This window comes from Saccharopolyspora antibiotica (genome assembly GCF_047200635.1).
In the GTDB taxonomy this organism is placed as follows: domain Bacteria; phylum Actinomycetota; class Actinomycetes; order Mycobacteriales; family Pseudonocardiaceae; genus Saccharopolyspora_C.
This window is the reverse complement of the sequence record NZ_JBJZOI010000033.1, coordinates 39,938-58,442: the sequence shown is the minus strand read 5'-3', so window position 1 is coordinate 58,442 and position 18,505 is coordinate 39,938. Positions and strand designations below refer to the sequence as shown.

Below are 18,505 nucleotides of genomic sequence, written 5' to 3'. Positions count from 1 at the left end.
GTCGCTGCGATCCAGGAGCTCATCGCCGGGCGGACCGTGCTGGCGATCCTGGCCACCCACGCCCACGACGACCACGTGCGCCGGGCGCCGGAACTGGCCGCCGCCGTGGGCGCGCCGATCTTCCTGCACCCGGACGACCTGGAGCTGTGGCGGCTCACCCACCCCGAGCGGGAACCCGAGCGCACCCTCGCCGACAAGCAGGTGATCGGCGTCGCGGGAACCGGGCTCCAGGTGCTGCACACGCCGGGGCACGCCCCGGGCTCGGTCTGCCTGTACTCCGCGGACCTGGGCACCGTGTTCACCGGGGACACCCTGTTCGCCGGCGGGCCGGGCGCCACCGGACGGTCCTACTCGGACTTCGGCGTCCTCGTCGAGTCCATCCGGGACCGCTTGCTCACGCTGCCCGAGGTCACCACCGTGCGACCCGGCCACGGCGAGAGCACCACCATTGGCGAGGTTTTGCCCCAGTTCGAGGATTGGGTCGCTCGCGGCTACTGATTATCGCGGGCTGGTCGCACATACTGCGGGGCGTGCCGAATGCCTTGGTGAAACGAGCTTTCCTGCTCGACTTCGCGATGGTCGTGCTGTTCGTGGTGATGCACGCGCTGATCCTGCACCTCGAATCACCGGGGCCGCCCGGGCGGCCGTGGTGGTCGATGATGCTCGTCAGCGTGCCCGCCTTCGCCCTGCTGCTGCTCCGTCGCTGGTGGCCGTGGCTCGCGCTGCTGGGCTGCCTGTCCGCGGCCACCACGCTCACCCTGATCGGCGTTCCGGAGAATCCACTGAACTTCGCGATCCTCGTCGGCGTCTACACGGTCTGCCAGCACAGCGGCACCGCGGGAGCGGTGCTGGCCACCGCGCTCGCGGTGCTGTGGCCGGTGCTCTACTCCTGGGGTGATCCGCCGCTGTCGGCGCTCGTGAGCACCGTGATGGCGTCCATCGATCTGTTCATGGTCGTCGGCCTGGCCTACGCGGTGCGCTTCGGCAGGCGGCGGGCCGCGCAGCTGGAGCACACCGTCGAACTGCTCGACCACGCCCGGGATCAGCTCGCCGCCGAGGCGGTGGCGGGGGAGCGCGCCCGGATCGCCCGGGAGTTCCACGACATCGTCTCGCACAACCTGTCCGTGGTGGCCCTGCGCGCCGGGGTGGCCCGCGCGCTGGTCGACCGCGACCCGAACCACGCGGAGCAGACCCTGCGCGAGCTGGAGCTGACCTCGCGTGCCGCGCTGGGCGAGCTGCGCGGTCTGCTCGGGAGGCTGCGCGAGGATCCGGCGGAGCAGGTCGTCACCGACGGCGGTCCCGGCAGGCAGCCCGCTCCCGGCCTGCACCGGGTCGATCACCTGGTGGAGTCGGTGCGCGGCACCGGGGTGGTGTGGCGCCTGGACAGGCGCGGCGAGGTCCGCGAGCTCGGCGCCGGGGTGGAGATGGCGGCCTACCGCATAGTGCAGGAGGCGGTCACGAACGTCCTCAAGCACGCCGGGACCGGGTACGCCCGGGTGCTGCTCGACTACGGCAGCTCCGCGCTGCGCCTGGAGATCACCAACCACGCCACCGGGCCGGACAGCTTCGCGAGCGCGCTGGCGCAGCGGACCCCCGGCGCGTCCTCGGGGCGCGGCTCCGGGAGGGGCCTGATCGGGCTGCGGGAACGTGTTGCGCTGCTGGGTGGCACGTTCACGGCGCATCCGGTTTCCAACGGGTTCCACCTCGCGGCCGTGCTACCGTGCCCGGAACATTCGGACCTTGCCTGACCCGTATGTGACGCCGGTTCCGGCCGGCGACGGCGGCCCGAACGGAGGAGGTCCGTGGTGGAGTCCCCCGCGGAGACGACCGTGCTCGTCGCCGACGATCAGGCGATGATCCGCGCAGGCCTGGTGGCCCTGCTGTCCGCCGAGCCGGAGTTGCGGGTGCTCGCGGAGGCCGAGGACGGTTCGGCCGCGGTGTCCGCGGTGCGCAGGCGCCGTCCCGACGTGGTGCTCATGGACGTGCGGATGCCCGGCATGGACGGGATCTCCGCGGCCCGCGAGATCCTCGCGGCCACCGGGGGCGAGACCTCGGTCATCATGCTCACCGTGCACGACCTCGACGAGTACGTGTACGCCGCGCTGCGCGCCGGGGCGAGCGGCTTCCTGCTCAAGGACGCCCCGCCGGAGGAGCTGGTCCGCGCGGTGCGCACCGTCGCGGCCGGGGAGGCGCTGCTGGCGCCGCGGGTGACCCGGCGGCTGCTGACCCGGTTCGCCTCCCTCGGGGTTCGGGACGCCTCCACGGAGCTCAGCGGGCTGACCAACCGGGAGCTCGACGTGCTGCTGGAGGTGGCGCGCGGCGGGTCCAACGCGGACATCGCGCGGAACCTGGGGCTGGCCGAGCTCACGGTGAAATCCCACCTCTACCACGTGATGCAGAAGCTGCACCTGAGTTCGCGGACCCAGCTGGTGATCACCGCCTACGAGACCGGTCTCGTGTCCCCGGGTCAGGTCAACGGTCCCGAAGCTCCGGTCTGACCGTTGGTCCGCCCCGTTCGCCGCGCCGCCGCGCTGCGGCGGGGATCCCGGTCACGACCAGCGCGGATCGGGCGACCCGCTCTGGTGTAATGGGCCGATGAGCGATGCGCTGCGGGTCGGGTTGATCGGGTACGGGATCGCGGGAGCGGTCTTCCACGCGCCGCTGATCGCGGCTTGCCCCGGTCTTGAACTGTCCACTGTGGTCACCACCAGCCCGCGGCGCCGCGCGGAGATCGCCGAATCCCACCCGGGCACCGCCGTGGTGGACGACGTGCCCGCGATGCTCGCGCGCGACGACCTGGACCTCGTCGTGGTGGCCAGCCCGAACCGGCTGCACGTCGAGCACACCACCGAGGCGCTGCGCGCCGGGCTGCCGGTCGTGGTGGACAAGCCGTTCGCGCCCACGGCCGCCGCCGCCCGCGAGCTCATCGCCGAGGCCCACTCCCGCGGCCTGCTGCTCACCGTGTTCCAGAACCGCCGCTGGGACAACGACTTCCGCACCCTCACCCGGTTGATCGATTCCGGTGAGCTCGGTGCGGTGCACCGCTACGAGTCCCGGTTCGAGCGCTGGGTGCCGAGCCCCAAGGCGGGTTGGCGCGAGTCCGGTGGTCCGGAGGAGGCGGGCGGGGTGCTCTACGACCTCGGCAGCCACCTCATCGACCAGGCGCTGACGCTGTTCGGACCGGTCGCCACCGTCTACGCCGAAGTGGACGCCCGCCGGCCCGGCAGCGCCGTCGACGACGACACCTTCCTGGCGCTGACGCACCGCGGCGGGGTCCGCTCGCACCTGTGGGTCGGCAAGTTCGCCGCCCAGCACGGGCCGCGGCTGCGGGTCCTGGGCGACCGCGCCGCCTACACCAAGTTCGGGCTCGACCCGCAGGAGACCGCGTTGCGCGACGGGCACCGTCCCGGCCCGGACTGGGGTGCCGAGCCCGAGGCGCTGCACGGCGTGCTCGGCACCGTCGACGGCTCCCGGGCGGTCCCCACCGACGCCGGTGCCTACCCCGAGTTCTACGAGCGGCTGGTCACCGCGCTGCGCGACGGCACCGCGCCACCTGTGGACCCGACCGACGCCGTGGCCGGGCTGGAGATCATCGAGGCGGCCCACCGGTCCGCCGCCGAGAACCGGGTCGTGGCACCGGGCTGACCTCGGCCGGGTTGCGCCCGGGCCTGCCGGGGAACGCTGCGGGGTGGACGAGGACAGCGCACCCCCCGGAGGTCCCGGATGGGCATTCCGACCCTGGCGGCACCCGAGCACCTCGACGGCCGCACCCTGCACCGGATCGACCAGTGGTGGCGAGCCGCCAACTACCTGTCCGCGGGGCAGATCTACCTGATGGGCAACCCGCTGCTGCGGGAACCGCTGCGGCCCGAGCACATCAAGCCCCGGCTGCTCGGCCACTGGGGCACCACGCCGGGCCTGACCTTCGTGCACGCGCACCTGAACCGGGCGATCCGGGAACGCGACCTCGACATGATCAACATCACCGGCCCCGGCCACGGCGGGCCCGGGGTGGTCGCCGCCGCCTGGCTGGAGGGCACCTACAGCGAGATCTACCCGGACGTCGCGCAGGACGTGCCGGGGCTGCGCAGGCTGGTCACCCAGTTCTCCTTCCCCGGCGGCGTGCCGAGCCACGCCGCCCCGGAAACACCCGGGTCGATCAACGAGGGCGGTGAGCTGGGCTACTCGCTCGCACACGCCTTCGGCGCCGTCTTCGACAACCCCGGGCTCATCGCGGCCTGCGTGGTGGGCGACGGCGAAGCCGAGACCGGGCCGCTGGCGACCGCCTGGCACTCGAACAAGTTCCTCGACCCCGCGCGGGACGGGGCGGTGCTGCCGATCCTGCACCTCAACGGCTACAAGATCGCCAATCCGGCGGTGCTGGCCCGCGTTCCCGAAGCCGAGCTGGTCGAGCTGCTGCGCGGCTACGGCTACGAACCGCACCTGGTCGCCGGATCCGAACCGGCGAGCACGCACCAGCTGTTCGCGGCCGCCCTCGACGGATGCCTCGACGAGGTGGACCGGATCCAGCGCCGCGCCCGCCAGGACGGCCGCGCCGACCGCCCCCGCTGGCCGATGATCGTGCTGCGCACCCCGAAGGGCTGGACCGGGCCGGGCGTCGTCGACGGCCAGCAGGTCGAGGGCACCTGGCGCTCGCACCAGGTGCCGCTGCCCGATCCCCGCACCGACTCCGGCCACCTGCGCCAGCTGGAGGACTGGCTGCGCTCCTACCGGCCGGAGGAACTGTTCGACGAGGACGGAGCCCCGGTGCGGGAGATCCGGGAGCACAACCCCACCGGGAACCGCCGGATGAGCGCCAACCCGCACGCCAACGGCGGCCTGCTGCTGCGCGGCCTGCGGCTGCCGGATCCCGCCGAGCACGGCCTCCCCGCGGCGGAACCCGCGGCGGACCGCGGCGAGGCGACCCGGGCGCTGGGCACCTACCTGCGGGACGTGCTGCGGCTCAACCGCGACGCCGCGAACTTCCGGGTGTTCTCCCCGGACGAGAACAACTCCAATCGGCTGCAGGCGGTCCTGGAGGCCACGTCGCGGGCGTGGATGGGGGAGACCCGGCCCGGCGACGACGCGCTCGCCCCCGGCGGCCGGCTGATGGAGGTGCTGTCCGAGCACACCTGCCAGGGCTGGCTCGAGGGTTACCTGCTGACCGGCAGGCACGGCCTGTTCTCCTGCTACGAGGCCTTCGCGCACCTGGTCGACTCGATGCTCAACCAGCACGCGAAATGGCTCAAGGTGAGCACCGGGCTCGCGTGGCGGCAACCGATCGCCTCGCTGAACTACCTGCTCACCTCGCACGTGTGGCGCCAGGACCACAACGGCTTCTCGCACCAGGACCCGGGGTTCATCGACCACGTGATGAACAAGAAGGCCGAGCTGGTGCGGGTGTACCTGCCGCCGGACGCGAACACGCTGCTGTCGGTGACCGACCACTGCCTGCGCAGCCGCGACCACATCAACGTGATCGTCGCGGGCAAGCAGCCCGCACCGCAGTACCTCGACGTCGAGGAAGCCGCGGTGCACTGCGAACGCGGCATCGGGATGTGGGACTGGGCGGGCAACGACCACGAGGGCGAACCGGACGTGGTCCTCGGCTGCGCGGGCGACGTGCCGACGATGGAGACGCTCGCCGCCGCCGACTGGCTGCGCGAGCGGTTCCCCGAGCTGCGGGTGCGGGTCGTCAACGTGGTGGACCTGATGCGGCTGCAGGCCCCCAGCGAACACCCGCACGGACTGTCCGACGTGGAGTTCGACGCGCTGTTCACCACCGGCCGCCCGGTCATCTTCGACTACCACGGCTACCCCTGGCTGATCCACCGGCTGACCTACCGGCGGCACAACCACGACAACTTCCACGTGCACGGCTACCGCGAGGAGGGCACCACCACGACCCCGTTCGACATGTGCGTGCTCAACCAGATCGACCGCTTCCACCTCGCCATCGAGGTGATCGACCGCGTGCCCGGCCTCGGCGCGAACGCCGCGCACGAACGGGAGGAGCTCGCCCGCAAGCTCGTCGAGCACCGCCGCTACATCACCACCCGGGGCGAGGACCTGCCGGAGATCCGCGAGGGGAGGTGGTCCTGAATGCGGGTGCTGACCGTCAACGCCGGATCCAGCAGCCTCAAGCTGCGGCTGCTCGACGACGACGAACTCGTCGCCGCGCACGACGTCCCGCGCTGGCACGGCGAACCCGAACCCCTGCGCGAGTTCCAGGCCGAGCACGCCGCCGAGGCCATCGGGCACCGCGTCGTGCACGGCGGCCGCGCGGTCCGGGGGCCGACACCGCTCGACGACCGCGTCGTGGAGCAGCTGGCCGCGCTGACCGAGCTGGCGCCGCTGCACCAGTCCCGCGCGCTGCAGGGCATCCGGGCCGCCCGCGACTTCGCCCCGGACACCCCGTCGGTCGCGTGCGTGGACACCGCGTTCCACCGCACCCTGCCGGAGGCCGCCCGCACCTACGCGCTGCCGAAGGAGTGGAACGAGCGGTGGTCGCTGCGCCGCTACGGGTTCCACGGCCTGTCCCACGGCTACGCGGTGCGGCGCGGGGCCGAACTCGCGGGCAACGCCGGTGGCCGGGTCCTGAGCTGCCACCTGGGAGCGGGGTCCTCGCTGGCCGCGGTGCGCGGCGGGCGGTGCGTGGACACCACGATGGGCTTCACGCCCGAGGAGGGGCTGGTCATGGCGACGCGCAGCGGCTCGGTCGACCCCGGGCTGCTGTGCTGGCTGCTGACCAGCCGCGGGGTGTCCCCGGAGGAGCTGCGCACCACCCTGCAGGAGCGCTCCGGCCTGGCCGGGCTCGCGGGCGGCTCCGGGGACCTGCGGGACGTGCTCACCGCCCGCGAGGACTGCGACCTGGACGCCGAACTCGCCTACGACGTGCACGCCCACGCGCTGCTGCGCCACGCCGGGGCGATGATCGCGGCGATGGGCGGGCTGGACCTGCTGGTGTTCACCGGCGGCATCGGCGAGCACCAGCCGCGGCTGCGCGCCGACCTCGCCGACGGGCTCGGATTCCTCGGCGTCGAGGTCGACCCCGAGCGCAACGCGGCCACCACCTCCGACGCCGACATCAGCTCCCGCACCGCCCGGGTCCGCGCGGTCGTGGTGGAGTCCCGGGAGGACGTGGAGATCTCCCGGCAGACCAGGGAAGCGCTCTCCGCCTGATCAGGCCGTGCGGGGCCGGAGATCAGCGGGGGAGCGCGGTGACCTCGGCGCTCGCCTCACCAGCGGACGGGTGCCGGGCGCGCAGCCGGACGCGGCCGACGCCGGTGCGGAGACCGCGCAGCCACACCGCGCCCACCCCGCCGGTCTCGGCCAGCGGGAACGACGCGGGCCCGACGAGCTCGGCGGGACCGTCGAGCTCCAGCGCCACCTCGCCCGGCCGGGACGGCGCGTCGTTGCCGTAGCGGTCCACCAGCCGCAGCTCCACCCGCGTCGCGTCCGCCCCGCCCGCCTCGATCGCCCGGTCGTCGGGCCGCAGCACCAGCCGGTCGGCCGCGCGGTCGGCCGAGAAGCGGCGCGACAGCAGCGGCCGCCCGCCGAAGCAGCCCTCCACCCGCAGTTCCGGGGAGCCGCGCACCTCGCGGAACGAAGTGCGGAACGGCGGGTGCGGCAGGTGCGGGAAACCCTCCCGGTCCGGCAGCAGCGACGCGAACGGCTCCCCGCCGACGAACAGCTCCAGCCGGTCCGCGTTCGACCACAGCGCGGCCTCGGGCAGCTCCGTGACCGGGTTCGGGCCGGTGAGGTCCCAGCAGAACGACGCCGCGATCACCGGTCGCCGCCGCGGATCCACCTGCGCCCGGTACACCGCCGCGCCCGGCTTCGGCACCCGGAACACGTCCACCACCCCGGGCCACTTCACGCCGCGGTCCACGTTCCCGTTGCCCGAGGGGTAGTCGAAACCCGCCCAGGCCAGCACCCCGGCGTGGCCGGGATCGGCCCCCGCGAGGTCGTGCACCCGGGCGTGCGCGAAGGCCTGGCCCTGCTGCACCGCCTGCGAATCGGTGCGCCGGTAGAACCGCGCCGGACCGGACAGGGTGCCCACCGCCTCGCTGACCAGGTACGGGAAGTCCCGGCGCGGCGGCGCGAGCTCCGGGCGGGTCAGCCCGTCCGGGCCGGTGCTCGCCGAGTAGTCGTTGCAGGCGAACACGTCGTGCTGGAAGTCGGAGGTGTCGTGATCGGCGCTGAGCACCGCGCCGGTCGTGCCGCGCGAGTCGTCCAGCGACTTCGCCAACCGGTCGGTGCCGCCGTAGAACTCCGCGTCGCCGGGCGTCTCGTTGAGCCGCGCGGCCCACAGCACGACCGACGGGTGGTTGCGGTCGCGCACGATCATGTCGCGCAGGTCGCGGCGCGCGCGGTCCCGCCAGCGCCCGGTGCCCAGGTGCTGCCACCCCGGTGGCTCGTCCCACACCAGCAGGCCCAGCTCGTCGCAGGCGTCCAGGAACGCCTCGTGCGGCGGGTAGTGCGAGCAGCGCACCATCGTGCAGTTCAGCTCCCGGCGCAGGATCTCCGCGTCGCGCCGGTGCACCCGCGCGGGCATCGCGGCCCCCGCGAAGGGGAACAGGTGGTGCCGGTTGAGCCCGATCAGCCGCAGCCGCTCGCCGTTGAGCCGGAATCCGTCCCGGCCGAACACGGCTTCCCGGAATCCGGTGCGCACCCGGTGCTCGTGCAGGAGCCGGCCGTCGCGCCGCAACGACACCACCACCTCGTAGAGCCGCGGATCGTCCGGCGACCACAGCCGCACCGCGCCGAGCCCGGTGACGGAGAGCTCCACCACCTCCCGGCCCGGCGCCGCCCGCAGCGCCCGCTCCGCGTCGGCGACCGAACGCCCCCGGCGCCGCAGCTCCGCCCGCAGCACCAGGGCCCCGCCCTCGGCGAGGTCGAGCTCGCAGCGCACCCGCAGCTCGCGGCGGACGTCGTCGAGCACCCGCACCGGCTTGGCGAACACGTCCCGCACGTGGTCCGCGGGCAACGCCACCAGCGAGACCTCGCGGTGCGGACCCGCGGGCTGCCAGAAGTCCACGGCGTCGCTGGGACGCGCCGAGTTGGGCGGCACCCCCGGATCGAAGCGGCCGTCCACCACCAGGTCCAGCAGGTTGCGTTCCGCCAGCAGGCCCGTGACCTCCCGCTCGAACGGCAGGTACCCCCCGGCGTGCGGGGCGAGGGCCCGATCGTTGAGCACCGGCCGCACCCCGGTCAGCACACCCGCGCAGCGCAGGAACCAGCGCGTCCCCGGCTCGCCCTCCCAGCCGAAGCGCTTGCGGTAGAGCCAGCCCCGCTCCCAGCTCGCCGGGTCCCAGTCCCGCCAGGACAGCTCCGCCGCCGCGTGCGGCAGCACCACCGGGCGCAACCGCGAGTCGGGGACCTCGGCGGGATCGCCGTCGTGGTGGATCGGACCGAAGGACCAGGCGCCGTCCAGCGGGGTCGTCCGAGGTGCCGGTCCAGTGCGCCGGGGCATCGGCGGTCCTCCCCTCAACGGGATCGGAGCACCATGCCAGCACGGACGCGCCCGGCCCGGCTAGCCGCCGGGCGCGGGATTCCCGGTGCGGAGGTCAGCCGCGCCGGGTCGGCGGGTCCACCTCCGGCAACCCGCGCGCGGTGGAGGCCGCGAACTCGGGACGGGTCCCGCCCCGGTTCGGCGGCGGTGCCGGCTGGGAGCGCCCGGCGGTGAGCTGGTGCCACTGCAGCACCAGCACCGCGACGCCGAGCAGCAGGGCCGCGCCAGCGGCCCAGCCCGCGACCGGGATGCCACCGGACCACCACAGCGCCCCGCCGATCCCCACGGCCGCGCCGCAGATCAGGGCGAGCGCGTGGAAGAGCAGGTGCACGGAGTAGCCCTTCACCGGTACCTCCCGGCTCGGTGTGGAAGCCATGTGGCGATCACTGAGGGCACGCGCCGTCCCCCGATTTTCTTGCCCCGTCCCGTTGACGTGCAACAACATCGGGTAGGAGCCGTGGCTACGGATCGCCACGGCCCCGAGGTTCGTGCCCAGTCACCCGATAGTAGCGCCGGGAACGCCCGAAATACCTGATCAAGGGCGTTCGACACGCTCCCCGGCGTCGGCTGGCCCGGCGAATGCCGGGCTACACCTCGTCCGAGGCCGATTCCCCCGATGGGATTGCGCCTCCGGCCGGGCCCAGCACCGGCGCGGGCGCCGCCCTACGGTGAACTGCGGCGAGGTGCTCGCCGAGCCGGTGACCAGCACCGATCGGCGGAATCCGGCGACCTCGCACGGTTTCTCTCGGGGGTGAGGTCGGTGGTGAACACGGTCGCGGTCTTCGCGCTGGCGGCGTCGGTGGGCATCGGAACGATCATCGGATCGCTGGTGGCCCTGTGCTGGTTCGAACGCCGCTTGCTCGGCGAGCAGCCCCGACCGCGACCCGCGCGCCACCTCGGAGCCGCACCCGCCGCTGCTGAGCACCGGATCCCGCGGCAGGCGCTCCCGCGGCCGGGCGACCCGGCCCGGGCGCTGCCGGCGCGGGAAACCCCGGCACCGGACGGGTCACGATCGGATCCCGCCCCCCGCACCGCCCTCCGCGAGGAGCCCGCGGCTCAGCCCGGCGTGCTGAAGTCGGCGAAGTCGAACCCGGGCGAGACCACGCAGGTCACCAGCGACTCCACCGTCGCCGAGGCCGCGGCCCGCTGCCAGGTCCCGGCGGGCACCAGCACCTGAAGGTCCTGACCCGCGCCCGCTCCGAGCACGTGCTCGCGCGACCCGTCGGGCGCCGCGCCGCTGCCGCCCAGCGACAGCGTCAGCGGCCCGCCGCGGTGCCACAACCACAGCTCGGCCGAACCGACCGCGTGCCACCGCGAGGTGTGCCCGGCCGGCAGCAGGAAGTAGATCGCCGTCGCGGTGGGGCGCTCACCCCGCGAATCGGGCACCACCGGCACCTCGCTGGTCCACGTCCGCCGGAACCAGCCGCCCTCCGGGTGCGGCAGCAGGTCCAGCTCCTCCGCCGTCCGGGTGCGCGTCTCCAGCGCCGTGAACCGGCCAGCGGGGTCGCGGCGCGCGTAGTGCACGCCGATCACCGCGGCCCGGTCCAGCTCCCCGTGGACGTGCGGGAACAGGACGTCCGGGGCCACGCCCTCCGGCGGGCGCGGCGCGGCGGCCTCCCAGCGGATCGGGGCGGACAGCCGTCGCGGGTCGAGCTCCAGCGCGACCAGTTGCTCCGCCGCGCGGCCGTGCAGCGCGTTCGCCACCGCCAACGCCGTGGCCGCGTCCGGCGAGCAGTGCACGAATCCCTCCACCGCCAGGGACGGCGAACCGATGCGGTCGCCGGCGGCGTGGAACGAGCTCAGCGGCAGCAGGTGCAGCAGCGTTCCGGCACGAGTCACGCCCGGCAGTCTGCCCCGCCGCCCCGCGCGCTGTCAGGTCGCCCCGCCCCGGCCCGGCACTACGATCGGAACCCGATCACGGCGACGGGAGGAGGAGCGCGTGCGCATCGCGGTGCTGGACGACTACCAGGGAGTCGCGCGGGACTACGCTGACTGGGACTCGCTGGCGGCGGAGGTGGAGTTCTTCCACGACACCCCGGTGGACCGGGAGGCGCTGCTGCGGCGGCTGGAACCCTTCGACGCGATCGCGGCGATGCGGGAGCGCACCGCCTTCCCGCGCGAGGTGCTGGCCGCGCTGCCCCGGTTGAAGCTGCTGGTCACCACCGGGATGCGGAACGCGGCGATCGACCTCGACGCGGCCGCCGAACTCGGCATCACCGTGTGCGGGACCGGTAGCGGCAGCACCGCCCCGCACCTGGCCTGGGGGCCGACGGCCGAGCTCACCTGGGGCCTGATCCTCGCGGTCGCCCGGCGGATCCCGGAGCAGGACCGCTCGGTGCGGGAGGGCGGCTGGCAGCTCGGCGTCGGCGTGGAGCTGGCCGGGCGCACCCTCGGCGTCCTCGGACTGGGCAGGCTCGGCAGCCAGGTCGCCAAGGTCGGCGCGGCGTTCGGGATGGACGTCATCGCCTGGAGCCACAACCTCACCGAGGAAGCGGCGGCCGCGGCGGGGGCGCGCCGGGTGGCCAAGGACGACCTGTTCCGCGAGGCCGACGTGCTCACGATCCACACGGTGCTCAGCGAGCGCACCCGGGGCCTGGTCGGGGCGCCGGAGCTCGCGCTGCTGCGGCCCACCTCGTACCTGGTGAACACCTCGCGGGGCCCGATCGTGGACGAAGCCGCCCTGCGCGAGGCGCTGCGCGCGGGACGGCTCGCCGGGGCGGGGATCGACGTGTACTCGCGGGAACCGCTGCCCGCCGACGACCCCTGGCGCGGGACGCCACGCACCGTGCTCACCCCGCACGTCGGCTACGTCACGCGGGGGACCTACGAGGCCTTCTACGCCGAGACCGTCGAGGACCTGCGCGCCTACCTGGACGGGAACCCCGTCCGGGTGCTCACCCCCTGAGACCGGCCCGCGCGGCCGGACGCCAGGCGCCCGGCCGGGGCGGGTCAGAGGTCGTCGGCGATGCCGCGGACGCGCTCGATGAGCGCGGTGCGCTCCTCGAAGGAGCCCGCGAGCGGGGTGACGTTCATCGTGGTCACGCCCGACTCCTTGAACGCCGCGAGGCGCTCGCGCACGTGGCCCTCGGAGCCGATGAGGGTGCTCCGGGCGACGAGCTCGTCCGGCACCTTCGCGGCGGCCTCGTCCTTCTTGCCGTCCAGGTACAGGTCCTGGATCTCCTCGGCCTCCTTCTCGAACCCGTAGCGGCGGGCGAGGTCGTTGTAGAAGTTCTTGCCCTTCGCGCCCATGCCGCCGATGTAGAGCGCCAGCATCGGGCGCATCGAGTCCACGAGAGCGCCGACGTCGTCGCCGATGGCCAGCGGTGCCTGGCCCACCACGTCGAGCTCGCCCAGCTCGGGGTCGCGCTTCGCCTTGCCCGCGGCCAGCGACTCGCCCCAGACCTCCCCGGCCTTCTCCGGCACGTAGAAGATCGGCTCCCAGGCGTCGGCGATCTCGGCGACCATCCGCACGTTCTTCGGGCCGATGGCCGCGACCATGATCGGGATGTTCGGCCGCACCGGGTGGTTGATCAGCTTCAGCGGCTTGCCCAGGCCCGTGCCCCGCCCCTCGGGCAGCGGGATCTGGTAGTGCTTGCCCTCGTGCTGGACCCGCTCGCGCCGCCACACCTTGCGGCAGATCTCCACCAGCTCGCGGGTGCGGCCCAGCGGCGCGTCGTAGGGAACCCCGTGGAAGCCCTCGATGACCTGCGGACCGGAGGCGCCGATGCCCAGGGTGAACCGGCCGTCGGAGACGAAGTCCATCCCGGCCGCGGTCATCGCGGTGAGCGTGGGCGTGCGGGTGTAGATCTGGAGGATTCCCGAGGCGATCTGCAGTCGTTCCGTGCGGGCCGCGATGAAGCCCATCTGGCTGACCGCGTCGAAGGAGTACGCTTCGGCGACGTAGACGATGTCCAGCCCGGCCTTCTCGTAGGTGGCGAGCTCGTCCACGGTTTCCTTGAAGCCCCCGCTGTAGTTCAGCGGCATACCGATGCGCATGGTCGTCCTCTCCGTCGCTGGCGAGCGAGCGGCCGCACCATCGCGTTCCCGCCGCGTCGCCGGGTCGGCCCCGAGGTTACCGCCGGGTAGCACCGTCTGGGGTCCCCCGTTTCCAACACCGCCGTGTGACATCGGCAGTGCGCGGAAATGGGGTGACGTTGATTACGGATCAAGAAAGTCCGAACGGGCGATGAACAAAATGTCCGCGTACGGCATGATTCGGCCATGTCGCGGGTGCCGCGCTGCTGCGCTTGGCTGTTCTCCGCACGTCCGGTTGGATCGTCGTGGTTTTCACGTGAGGGTGGTATGAGGCTCGGACTGCTGGACATCGGCTCGAACGGGGCGCGACTGGAACTGGTCGATCTCGACCGCGGCCGGATGCCCCGCGCCTCCTGGAGCTACAAGGCTCGGACCAAGCTCGCCGAGAACACCCTGGCCGACGGCTCCGTCACCGAGGAAGGCGTCGAACGGGCCGCCCGCGCCGTCGAAGCCTGCATGAAAGCGGTCGGCGACGAGCTGCGCGGCCCGCTGGTGGCCTTCGGCACCGCCGCCGTGCGCGACGCCACCAATGGCGCGGAGCTGCGCGAGCGCCTCTCCGCAGCCGCGGGAACCCGCATCGGGTCGATGCCGCCCCAGGCGGAGGCCGCGCTCTGCTACCACGCCGCCCGCCGCTGGCACGGCCGCACCGGCACCCCGCTGACCACCTTCGACATCGGCGGCGGCACCGCGGAGGTCGCCACCGGCCTGGACGACTTCCCCTCCGAGGTCGTCTCGCTGCCGCTCGGAGCCGCCCGGCTCACCCGGGAGCACCTGCCCGACGACCCGCCGCTGCCCGACCAGGTCGCCGCGCTGCGCGACGAGATCGAGCGCGTCGTCCCACCCGCGCTCGCCGACTTCGCCGGGCGCGACCTCGGCCAGGCCGTCGGCCAGTCCAAGGTGCTGCGCCAGCTCGCCGTGCTCGCCGCCAGCTCCAAGAACCGCCTGGTGCGCCACCCCGACCACCTGACCCGGTCGAACCTGCGGCGGTGGATCCCCGAGCTCGCCGTCCGCGACCAGGCCCAGCGCGCCAAGCTGCCCGGGGTGTCGCGCAGCCGGGCGCGGCGCATCCTGGCCGGGGCGCTCGCGGCGGACGCGCTGCTGAGCGCGCTCGACGTGCCGGAGCTGGACCTGTGCCCGTGGGGCCTGCGCGAGGGGCTCGTGTTCCGGTTCGTCTCGGCCTACGAGCGCGCCGAGCGGTGCGCCCGCGCCGACGCCATCCGCGACCTCACCGACGAGATGTTCGCCTGATCACCGCCCGGCCACCGGGGCGGCGGCGCCTCGGGGGGTAGCGTCGCCGTCGAGATCAACGGCCCACCCGGGAGGGACACCTCGTGACGGTACTGCTGCACATCCTCATCACCGCGGTGGCGGTGTGGGCGACGACCCTGCTCCCGGGCATCCAGCTCGGCGACGCGAGCACCGACACCGGGACGAAGATCGTCACCCTGCTTGCCGTCGCGGTGCTGGTCGGCGTCGTCAACGCCGTGCTCAAACCGGTCGCCAAAACCCTCGGCTGCCTGCTGTACGTGCTCACCCTCGGGCTGTTCGGGCTCGTGGTGAACGCGCTGCTGTTCTGGCTGGCCGGTTACGCGGCGGGGGAGCTCGACCTGCCCTTCCACGTGGACGGGTTCTGGGCGGCCTTCTGGGGCGCGCTGATCGTCACCATCGTCAGCAGCGCGCTGCACGGCGTGCTCCGCCGGATCACCGCCGGCGCCGCGCACGACCAGGAGCGCGAGCACCGCCGGCGCGGGTACTACTGAGCCGGGACCCGGCGAGCTAGAACCTGGTGCCGACCCGGTCGGCGATGTCCGCGCCGATCCGCAGCGAGGCCGTCGCCGCCGGGGAGGGCGCGTTGAGCACGTGCACCCAGCACTCGTCCTCGTGCACCAGGAAGTCGTCCACGAGCGAACCGTCCGGGCGCACCGCCTGCGCCCGGACCCCCGCCGGAGCCGCCACCAGGTCGGAGCCGCGCAGCTCCGGCAGCAGCTCGCGCGCGGCCCGGACGAACAGCGGCTTCACCGCCGAGCGCGCGATCTCCGCCGCCCCGGTGCGCCAGTACCGCTTCGCCAGCGCCCGCAACCCCGGGTCCCGCACCAGCCTCCGCAGGTGCGGGCCCGACCAGGTGCGCCAGTCGTAGCCCTCCCTGGCCAGCGCCGGGACCGCGTTCGGCCCCACGTGCACCCCGCCATCGATCATCCGGGTGAAGTGCACCCCGAGGAACGGGAACGCCGGATCCGGCACCGGGTACACCAGCGCCCGCACCAGCTCGCGGCCCGCCGACTCGTAGTACTCGCCGCGGAACGGCAGGATCCGCGCGGCCGGGCGGGTGCCCGCCAGCTCGGCCACGGTGTCGCTGTGCAGGCCCGCGCAGTTCACCGCCACCCGGGTCCGCAGCTCCCCGGCCGAGGTGCCCAGCACCAGGCCCGCGCCGTCCCGTCGGGCGGACAACAGCTCGGTGCCCAGGCGCACCAGCACCCCGCGCTCCGCGAGCCGCTCGGCCAGCACCCCGCTCACCACGCCGAAGTCGGTGATCCCGGCGTCCGGAACCAGCAGCGCCCGCACCCCCCGAACCCGCGGTTCCCGCTCCCGGATCCCCGAACCGTCCACTTCGGTCAACCGAACGCCGTTGGCCGTGCCGCGCCGGGCCAGCTCCGCCAGCCGGGGGAGTTGTTCCGGGCGGGTGGCGACGACGAGCTTGCCCGTGCGCCGCACCGGGATCCCGTGCTCGGCGCAGAACCGGTACATCTCCTCCGCGCCCGCCCGGGCGAACCGCGCCTTCGCGCTGCCCGGCGGGTAGTAGAGTCCACTGTGGAGCACGCCGGAGTTGTGCCCGGTCTGGTGCGAGCCCACCTCCGGTTCCTTCTCCAGCACCGCGATCCGCCTGCCCGAACCCAGCAGCGCGTGCGCCGTCGCCAAGCCCACGATGCCGCCGCCGATGATCGTCACGTCCACGTCCTCGGCCATGCCGCCATCCTGCCCGTCCCGGCCCACCGGAGCCACGCCCGGCGGTAGGGTTCGCTGCGATCCACGGGTGCGGGGGAAGGGGAGGACCGCCGTGCAGCTGCTCCTGCTGTCCAGTTCCCGCGTGCACGGGGCACCCGGGTTCCTCGGCCACGCGCTGCCCGCGATCGCCGAGCTGATGGCGGGACGGGAGCGGATGCTGTTCGTCCCCTACGCCCGCCGCGACTTCGACGACTACGCCCGCGCCGCGCACTCGGTGCTCAGCTCCATCGGCATCAAGGTCGACGGGCTGCACCGCGCCGCCGACCCGGTCCGCGCCATCAGCACCGCCGAAGCGGTCTTCCTCGGCGGCGGCAACACCTTCCGGCTGCTGGCCACGCTGCAACGGCAGGGGCTCGTCCGCGCGCTGCGCCGCGCGGTGCTCGCCGGAGTTCCCTACCTGGGCTCCAGCGCGGGCACCAACCTCGCCTGCCCGAGCCTGCGCACCAGCAACGACATGCCCATCGTCCAGCCCGCCTCGTTCGCCGCGCTCGGCCTCCTGCCGTTCCAGATCAACCCGCACTACCTGCCCCCGGAACCCGGCAGCACCCACCGCGGCGAGACCCGCGACGAGCGGCTCGGCGAGTTCCTGGAGCACAACGACGTGCCGGTGATCGCGCTCCGGGAAGCGGCCTGGTTGCGCGTCCACGGCGACCGCGCCGCCCTCGGCGGCACCCAGTGCTCGCGGCTCTTCGCCCGCGGTTCCCGGCCGCAGGACCTGCCCCCGGGGACCGATCTCACCCACCTGCTGCGCGTCGTGCCCCGCTACGACCTCTGCTGAGGAGTCCCATGTCCGCCGCACCCGGCCTGGTCGCGAGCATGGAACGCCACCAAGTCGTCCTCTACCTCGGAGCGCTGGCCGCCGGAGCCGCCGCGGGCCTGCTCGCCCCCGGGGCGGGACCCGGCCTGGCACAGGCGATCAACCCGGTGCTCGCGGCCCTGCTGTACGTGACGTTCCTGCAGGTCCCCGTCGCCGAGCTGGGGCGCGCGCTGCGAGCCGGCCGGTTCCTGGCCGCGGTGCTCGTGATCAACTTCGCGGTCGCTCCGCTGGTGGTCGCGGCGCTGTTCGCCTTCCTGCCCGCGGACCAGGCGGTGCGCCTCGGCGTGCTGCTGGTCCTGCTGACCCCCTGCGTGGACTACGTGATCGTCTTCAGCGGCCTCGCCGGAGGCAGCGCCGAACGCCTGCTCGCCGCCACCCCGCTGCTGCTGATCGCCCAGCTGGTGCTCCTCCCGGGGTTCCTGCTGCTGTTCCTGGGGTCCGAACTGGCCGAGGTCATCGAACCGGGCCCGTTCGTCGAGGCGTTCGCCGTGCTCATCGCCATCCCGCTGGCGCTGGCCTGGCTCACCCAGGCATGGGCGGCCCGGCGGCCGGCGGGGCGGCGCGTCCAGGGTGCGGTGGGAACGCTGATGGTGCCGCTGATGGTCGCGACCCTGCTCGTCGTGGTCGCCTCCCAGGTGCCCAAGCTGGGCGGTGACCTGGCCGTGGTGGCCCGCGTCGTGCCGTTCTACGCGCTGTTCCTGGTCGTGATGGCCCCGGCCGGGATGCTCGTGGCCCGCCTGTTCCGCCTCGACGTCCCGGCGAGCCGCGCCGTCGTGTTCACCGGTGCCACCCGCAACTCGCTCGTCGTCCTCCCGCTGGCGCTGGCCCTGCCGGACGCCTTGGCCGTCGCCGCCGTCGTGGTCGTCACCCAGACCCTCGTCGAGGTCGTCGGCATGGTCGGCTACGTCCGGGCGGTCCCCAGGCTGCTGCCCACCCGCTGAGAACCCGCCGCGGTACCGGCCGCGCGAACTGCCTCCCGCGCAACGGTTCCGCCCTGGTCCGGCTCGTCCGCGATCCCCCGGCCAGCGGAAGTGGCGTAGAGGATCACGGGGTCCCGGCCAGGTAGGCGCGGAAGCGGCTCCCCGGGGTCGTTGAGCGGCCAGCTCGCCGATGCCCGATGCGTGCCGCCGACATCG

Annotated in this window: 16 protein-coding genes; 11 read left to right on the top strand and 5 right to left on the bottom strand. The window is 73.7% G+C overall.

Annotated elements, in window-relative coordinates; all coding sequences use genetic code 11:
* From ACL03H_RS22520 to ACL03H_RS22495, 6 genes are all read left to right on the top strand, one after another.
* A partial coding sequence (locus ACL03H_RS22520; protein WP_412813294.1) for an MBL fold metallo-hydrolase occupies positions 1–498 on the top strand: 498 nt, incomplete at its 5' end.
* Between the two features lie 32 nt (positions 499–530).
* Complete coding sequence (locus tag ACL03H_RS22515) at positions 531–1,748, top strand: sensor histidine kinase (protein WP_412813293.1); 1,218 nt, start codon at positions 531–533, stop codon at positions 1,746–1,748.
* Between the two features lie 54 nt (positions 1,749–1,802).
* Positions 1,803–2,498: a response regulator gene (locus ACL03H_RS22510; RefSeq protein ID WP_412813292.1), complete on the top strand. Its 696-nt coding sequence runs from the start codon at positions 1,803–1,805 to the stop codon at positions 2,496–2,498.
* A gap of 97 nt (positions 2,499–2,595) precedes the next feature.
* Positions 2,596–3,645: a Gfo/Idh/MocA family oxidoreductase gene (locus ACL03H_RS22505; RefSeq protein ID WP_412813291.1), complete on the top strand. Its 1,050-nt coding sequence runs from the start codon at positions 2,596–2,598 to the stop codon at positions 3,643–3,645.
* Between the two features lie 78 nt (positions 3,646–3,723).
* Positions 3,724–6,102: a phosphoketolase family protein gene (locus ACL03H_RS22500; protein WP_412813290.1), complete on the top strand. Its 2,379-nt coding sequence runs from the start codon at positions 3,724–3,726 to the stop codon at positions 6,100–6,102.
* The gene (locus tag ACL03H_RS22495) at positions 6,103–7,182 is read left to right on the top strand and encodes an acetate/propionate family kinase (RefSeq protein ID WP_412813289.1); all 1,080 of its coding nucleotides are present in this window, start codon (positions 6,103–6,105) and stop codon (positions 7,180–7,182) included.
* A gap of 22 nt (positions 7,183–7,204) precedes the next feature.
* Here the strand turns inward: ACL03H_RS22495 and ACL03H_RS22490 are convergent, their stop codons facing one another.
* The 3 genes from ACL03H_RS22490 to ACL03H_RS22480 form a co-directional block, all read right to left on the bottom strand.
* Positions 7,205–9,475 (bottom strand): glycoside hydrolase family 2 protein, encoded by a 2,271-nt coding sequence (locus ACL03H_RS22490; protein ID WP_412813288.1) that lies wholly within the window; start codon positions 9,473–9,475, stop codon positions 7,205–7,207.
* Positions 9,476–9,569: 94 nt separating this feature from the next.
* On the bottom strand, positions 9,570–9,890 hold the full coding sequence (locus ACL03H_RS22485) for a hypothetical protein (RefSeq protein ID WP_412813287.1): 321 nt from the start codon (positions 9,888–9,890) through the stop codon (positions 9,570–9,572).
* Positions 9,891–10,570: 680 nt separating this feature from the next.
* Complete coding sequence (locus ACL03H_RS22480; RefSeq protein ID WP_412813286.1) at positions 10,571–11,353, bottom strand: cupin domain-containing protein; 783 nt, start codon at positions 11,351–11,353, stop codon at positions 10,571–10,573.
* A 100-nt stretch (positions 11,354–11,453) separates the two neighbouring features.
* Between ACL03H_RS22480 and ACL03H_RS22475 the strand changes: the two genes are divergently transcribed.
* Positions 11,454–12,419, top strand: a complete 966-nt coding sequence (locus ACL03H_RS22475) for a D-2-hydroxyacid dehydrogenase family protein (RefSeq protein WP_412813285.1) — start codon at positions 11,454–11,456, stop codon at positions 12,417–12,419.
* A 44-nt stretch (positions 12,420–12,463) separates the two neighbouring features.
* On the opposite strand, the gene ACL03H_RS22470 is transcribed toward ACL03H_RS22475, so the two are convergent.
* The gene (locus tag ACL03H_RS22470; RefSeq protein ID WP_412813284.1) at positions 12,464–13,510 is read right to left on the bottom strand and encodes an LLM class F420-dependent oxidoreductase; all 1,047 of its coding nucleotides are present in this window, start codon (positions 13,508–13,510) and stop codon (positions 12,464–12,466) included.
* A 306-nt stretch (positions 13,511–13,816) separates the two neighbouring features.
* Between ACL03H_RS22470 and ACL03H_RS22465 the strand changes: the two genes are divergently transcribed.
* Both ACL03H_RS22465 and ACL03H_RS22460 read left to right on the top strand, forming a co-directional pair.
* A complete protein-coding gene (locus tag ACL03H_RS22465; RefSeq protein WP_412813283.1) occupies positions 13,817–14,797 on the top strand; it encodes a Ppx/GppA phosphatase family protein in 981 nt (326 codons plus the stop codon).
* An 83-nt stretch (positions 14,798–14,880) separates the two neighbouring features.
* Positions 14,881–15,309, top strand: coding sequence for a phage holin family protein (locus ACL03H_RS22460; protein WP_412813282.1), 429 nt, complete (start codon positions 14,881–14,883; stop codon positions 15,307–15,309).
* A 16-nt stretch (positions 15,310–15,325) separates the two neighbouring features.
* Here the strand turns inward: ACL03H_RS22460 and lhgO are convergent, their stop codons facing one another.
* Positions 15,326–16,513 carry an L-2-hydroxyglutarate oxidase gene (lhgO, locus tag ACL03H_RS22455; RefSeq protein WP_412813281.1) on the bottom strand — a complete coding sequence of 396 codons (1,188 nt, stop codon included), beginning with the start codon at positions 16,511–16,513 and terminating at the stop codon, positions 15,326–15,328.
* 91 nt (positions 16,514–16,604) lie between these two features.
* Between lhgO and pepE the strand changes: the two genes are divergently transcribed.
* Both pepE and ACL03H_RS22445 read left to right on the top strand, forming a co-directional pair.
* Complete coding sequence (pepE, locus tag ACL03H_RS22450) at positions 16,605–17,330, top strand: dipeptidase PepE (protein ID WP_412813280.1); 726 nt, start codon at positions 16,605–16,607, stop codon at positions 17,328–17,330.
* An 8-nt stretch (positions 17,331–17,338) separates the two neighbouring features.
* Positions 17,339–18,310: an arsenic resistance protein gene (locus ACL03H_RS22445; protein ID WP_412813279.1), complete on the top strand. Its 972-nt coding sequence runs from the start codon at positions 17,339–17,341 to the stop codon at positions 18,308–18,310.
* Positions 18,311–18,505 lie beyond the last annotated feature (195 nt).

Excerpts from the sequence above, each read along its gene's own strand:
- ACL03H_RS22505 (WP_412813291.1), top strand. The coding sequence starts at position 2,596 with ATGAGCGATGCGCTGCGGGTCGGGTTGATCGGGTACGGGATCGCGGGA.
- ACL03H_RS22495 (WP_412813289.1), top strand. The coding sequence starts at position 6,103 with ATGCGGGTGCTGACCGTCAACGCCGGATCCAGCAGCCTCAAGCTGCGG.
- ACL03H_RS22445 (WP_412813279.1), top strand. The coding sequence starts at position 17,339 with ATGTCCGCCGCACCCGGCCTGGTCGCGAGCATGGAACGCCACCAAGTC.
- ACL03H_RS22490 (WP_412813288.1), bottom strand. The coding sequence starts at position 9,475 with ATGCCCCGGCGCACTGGACCGGCACCTCGGACGACCCCGCTGGACGGC.
- ACL03H_RS22485 (WP_412813287.1), bottom strand. The coding sequence starts at position 9,890 with ATGGCTTCCACACCGAGCCGGGAGGTACCGGTGAAGGGCTACTCCGTG.
- ACL03H_RS22500 (WP_412813290.1), top strand. The coding sequence starts at position 3,724 with ATGGGCATTCCGACCCTGGCGGCACCCGAGCACCTCGACGGCCGCACC.
- ACL03H_RS22470 (WP_412813284.1), bottom strand. The coding sequence starts at position 13,510 with ATGCGCATCGGTATGCCGCTGAACTACAGCGGGGGCTTCAAGGAAACC.
- ACL03H_RS22465 (WP_412813283.1), top strand. The coding sequence starts at position 13,817 with ATGAGGCTCGGACTGCTGGACATCGGCTCGAACGGGGCGCGACTGGAA.
- lhgO (WP_412813281.1), bottom strand. The coding sequence starts at position 16,513 with ATGGCCGAGGACGTGGACGTGACGATCATCGGCGGCGGCATCGTGGGC.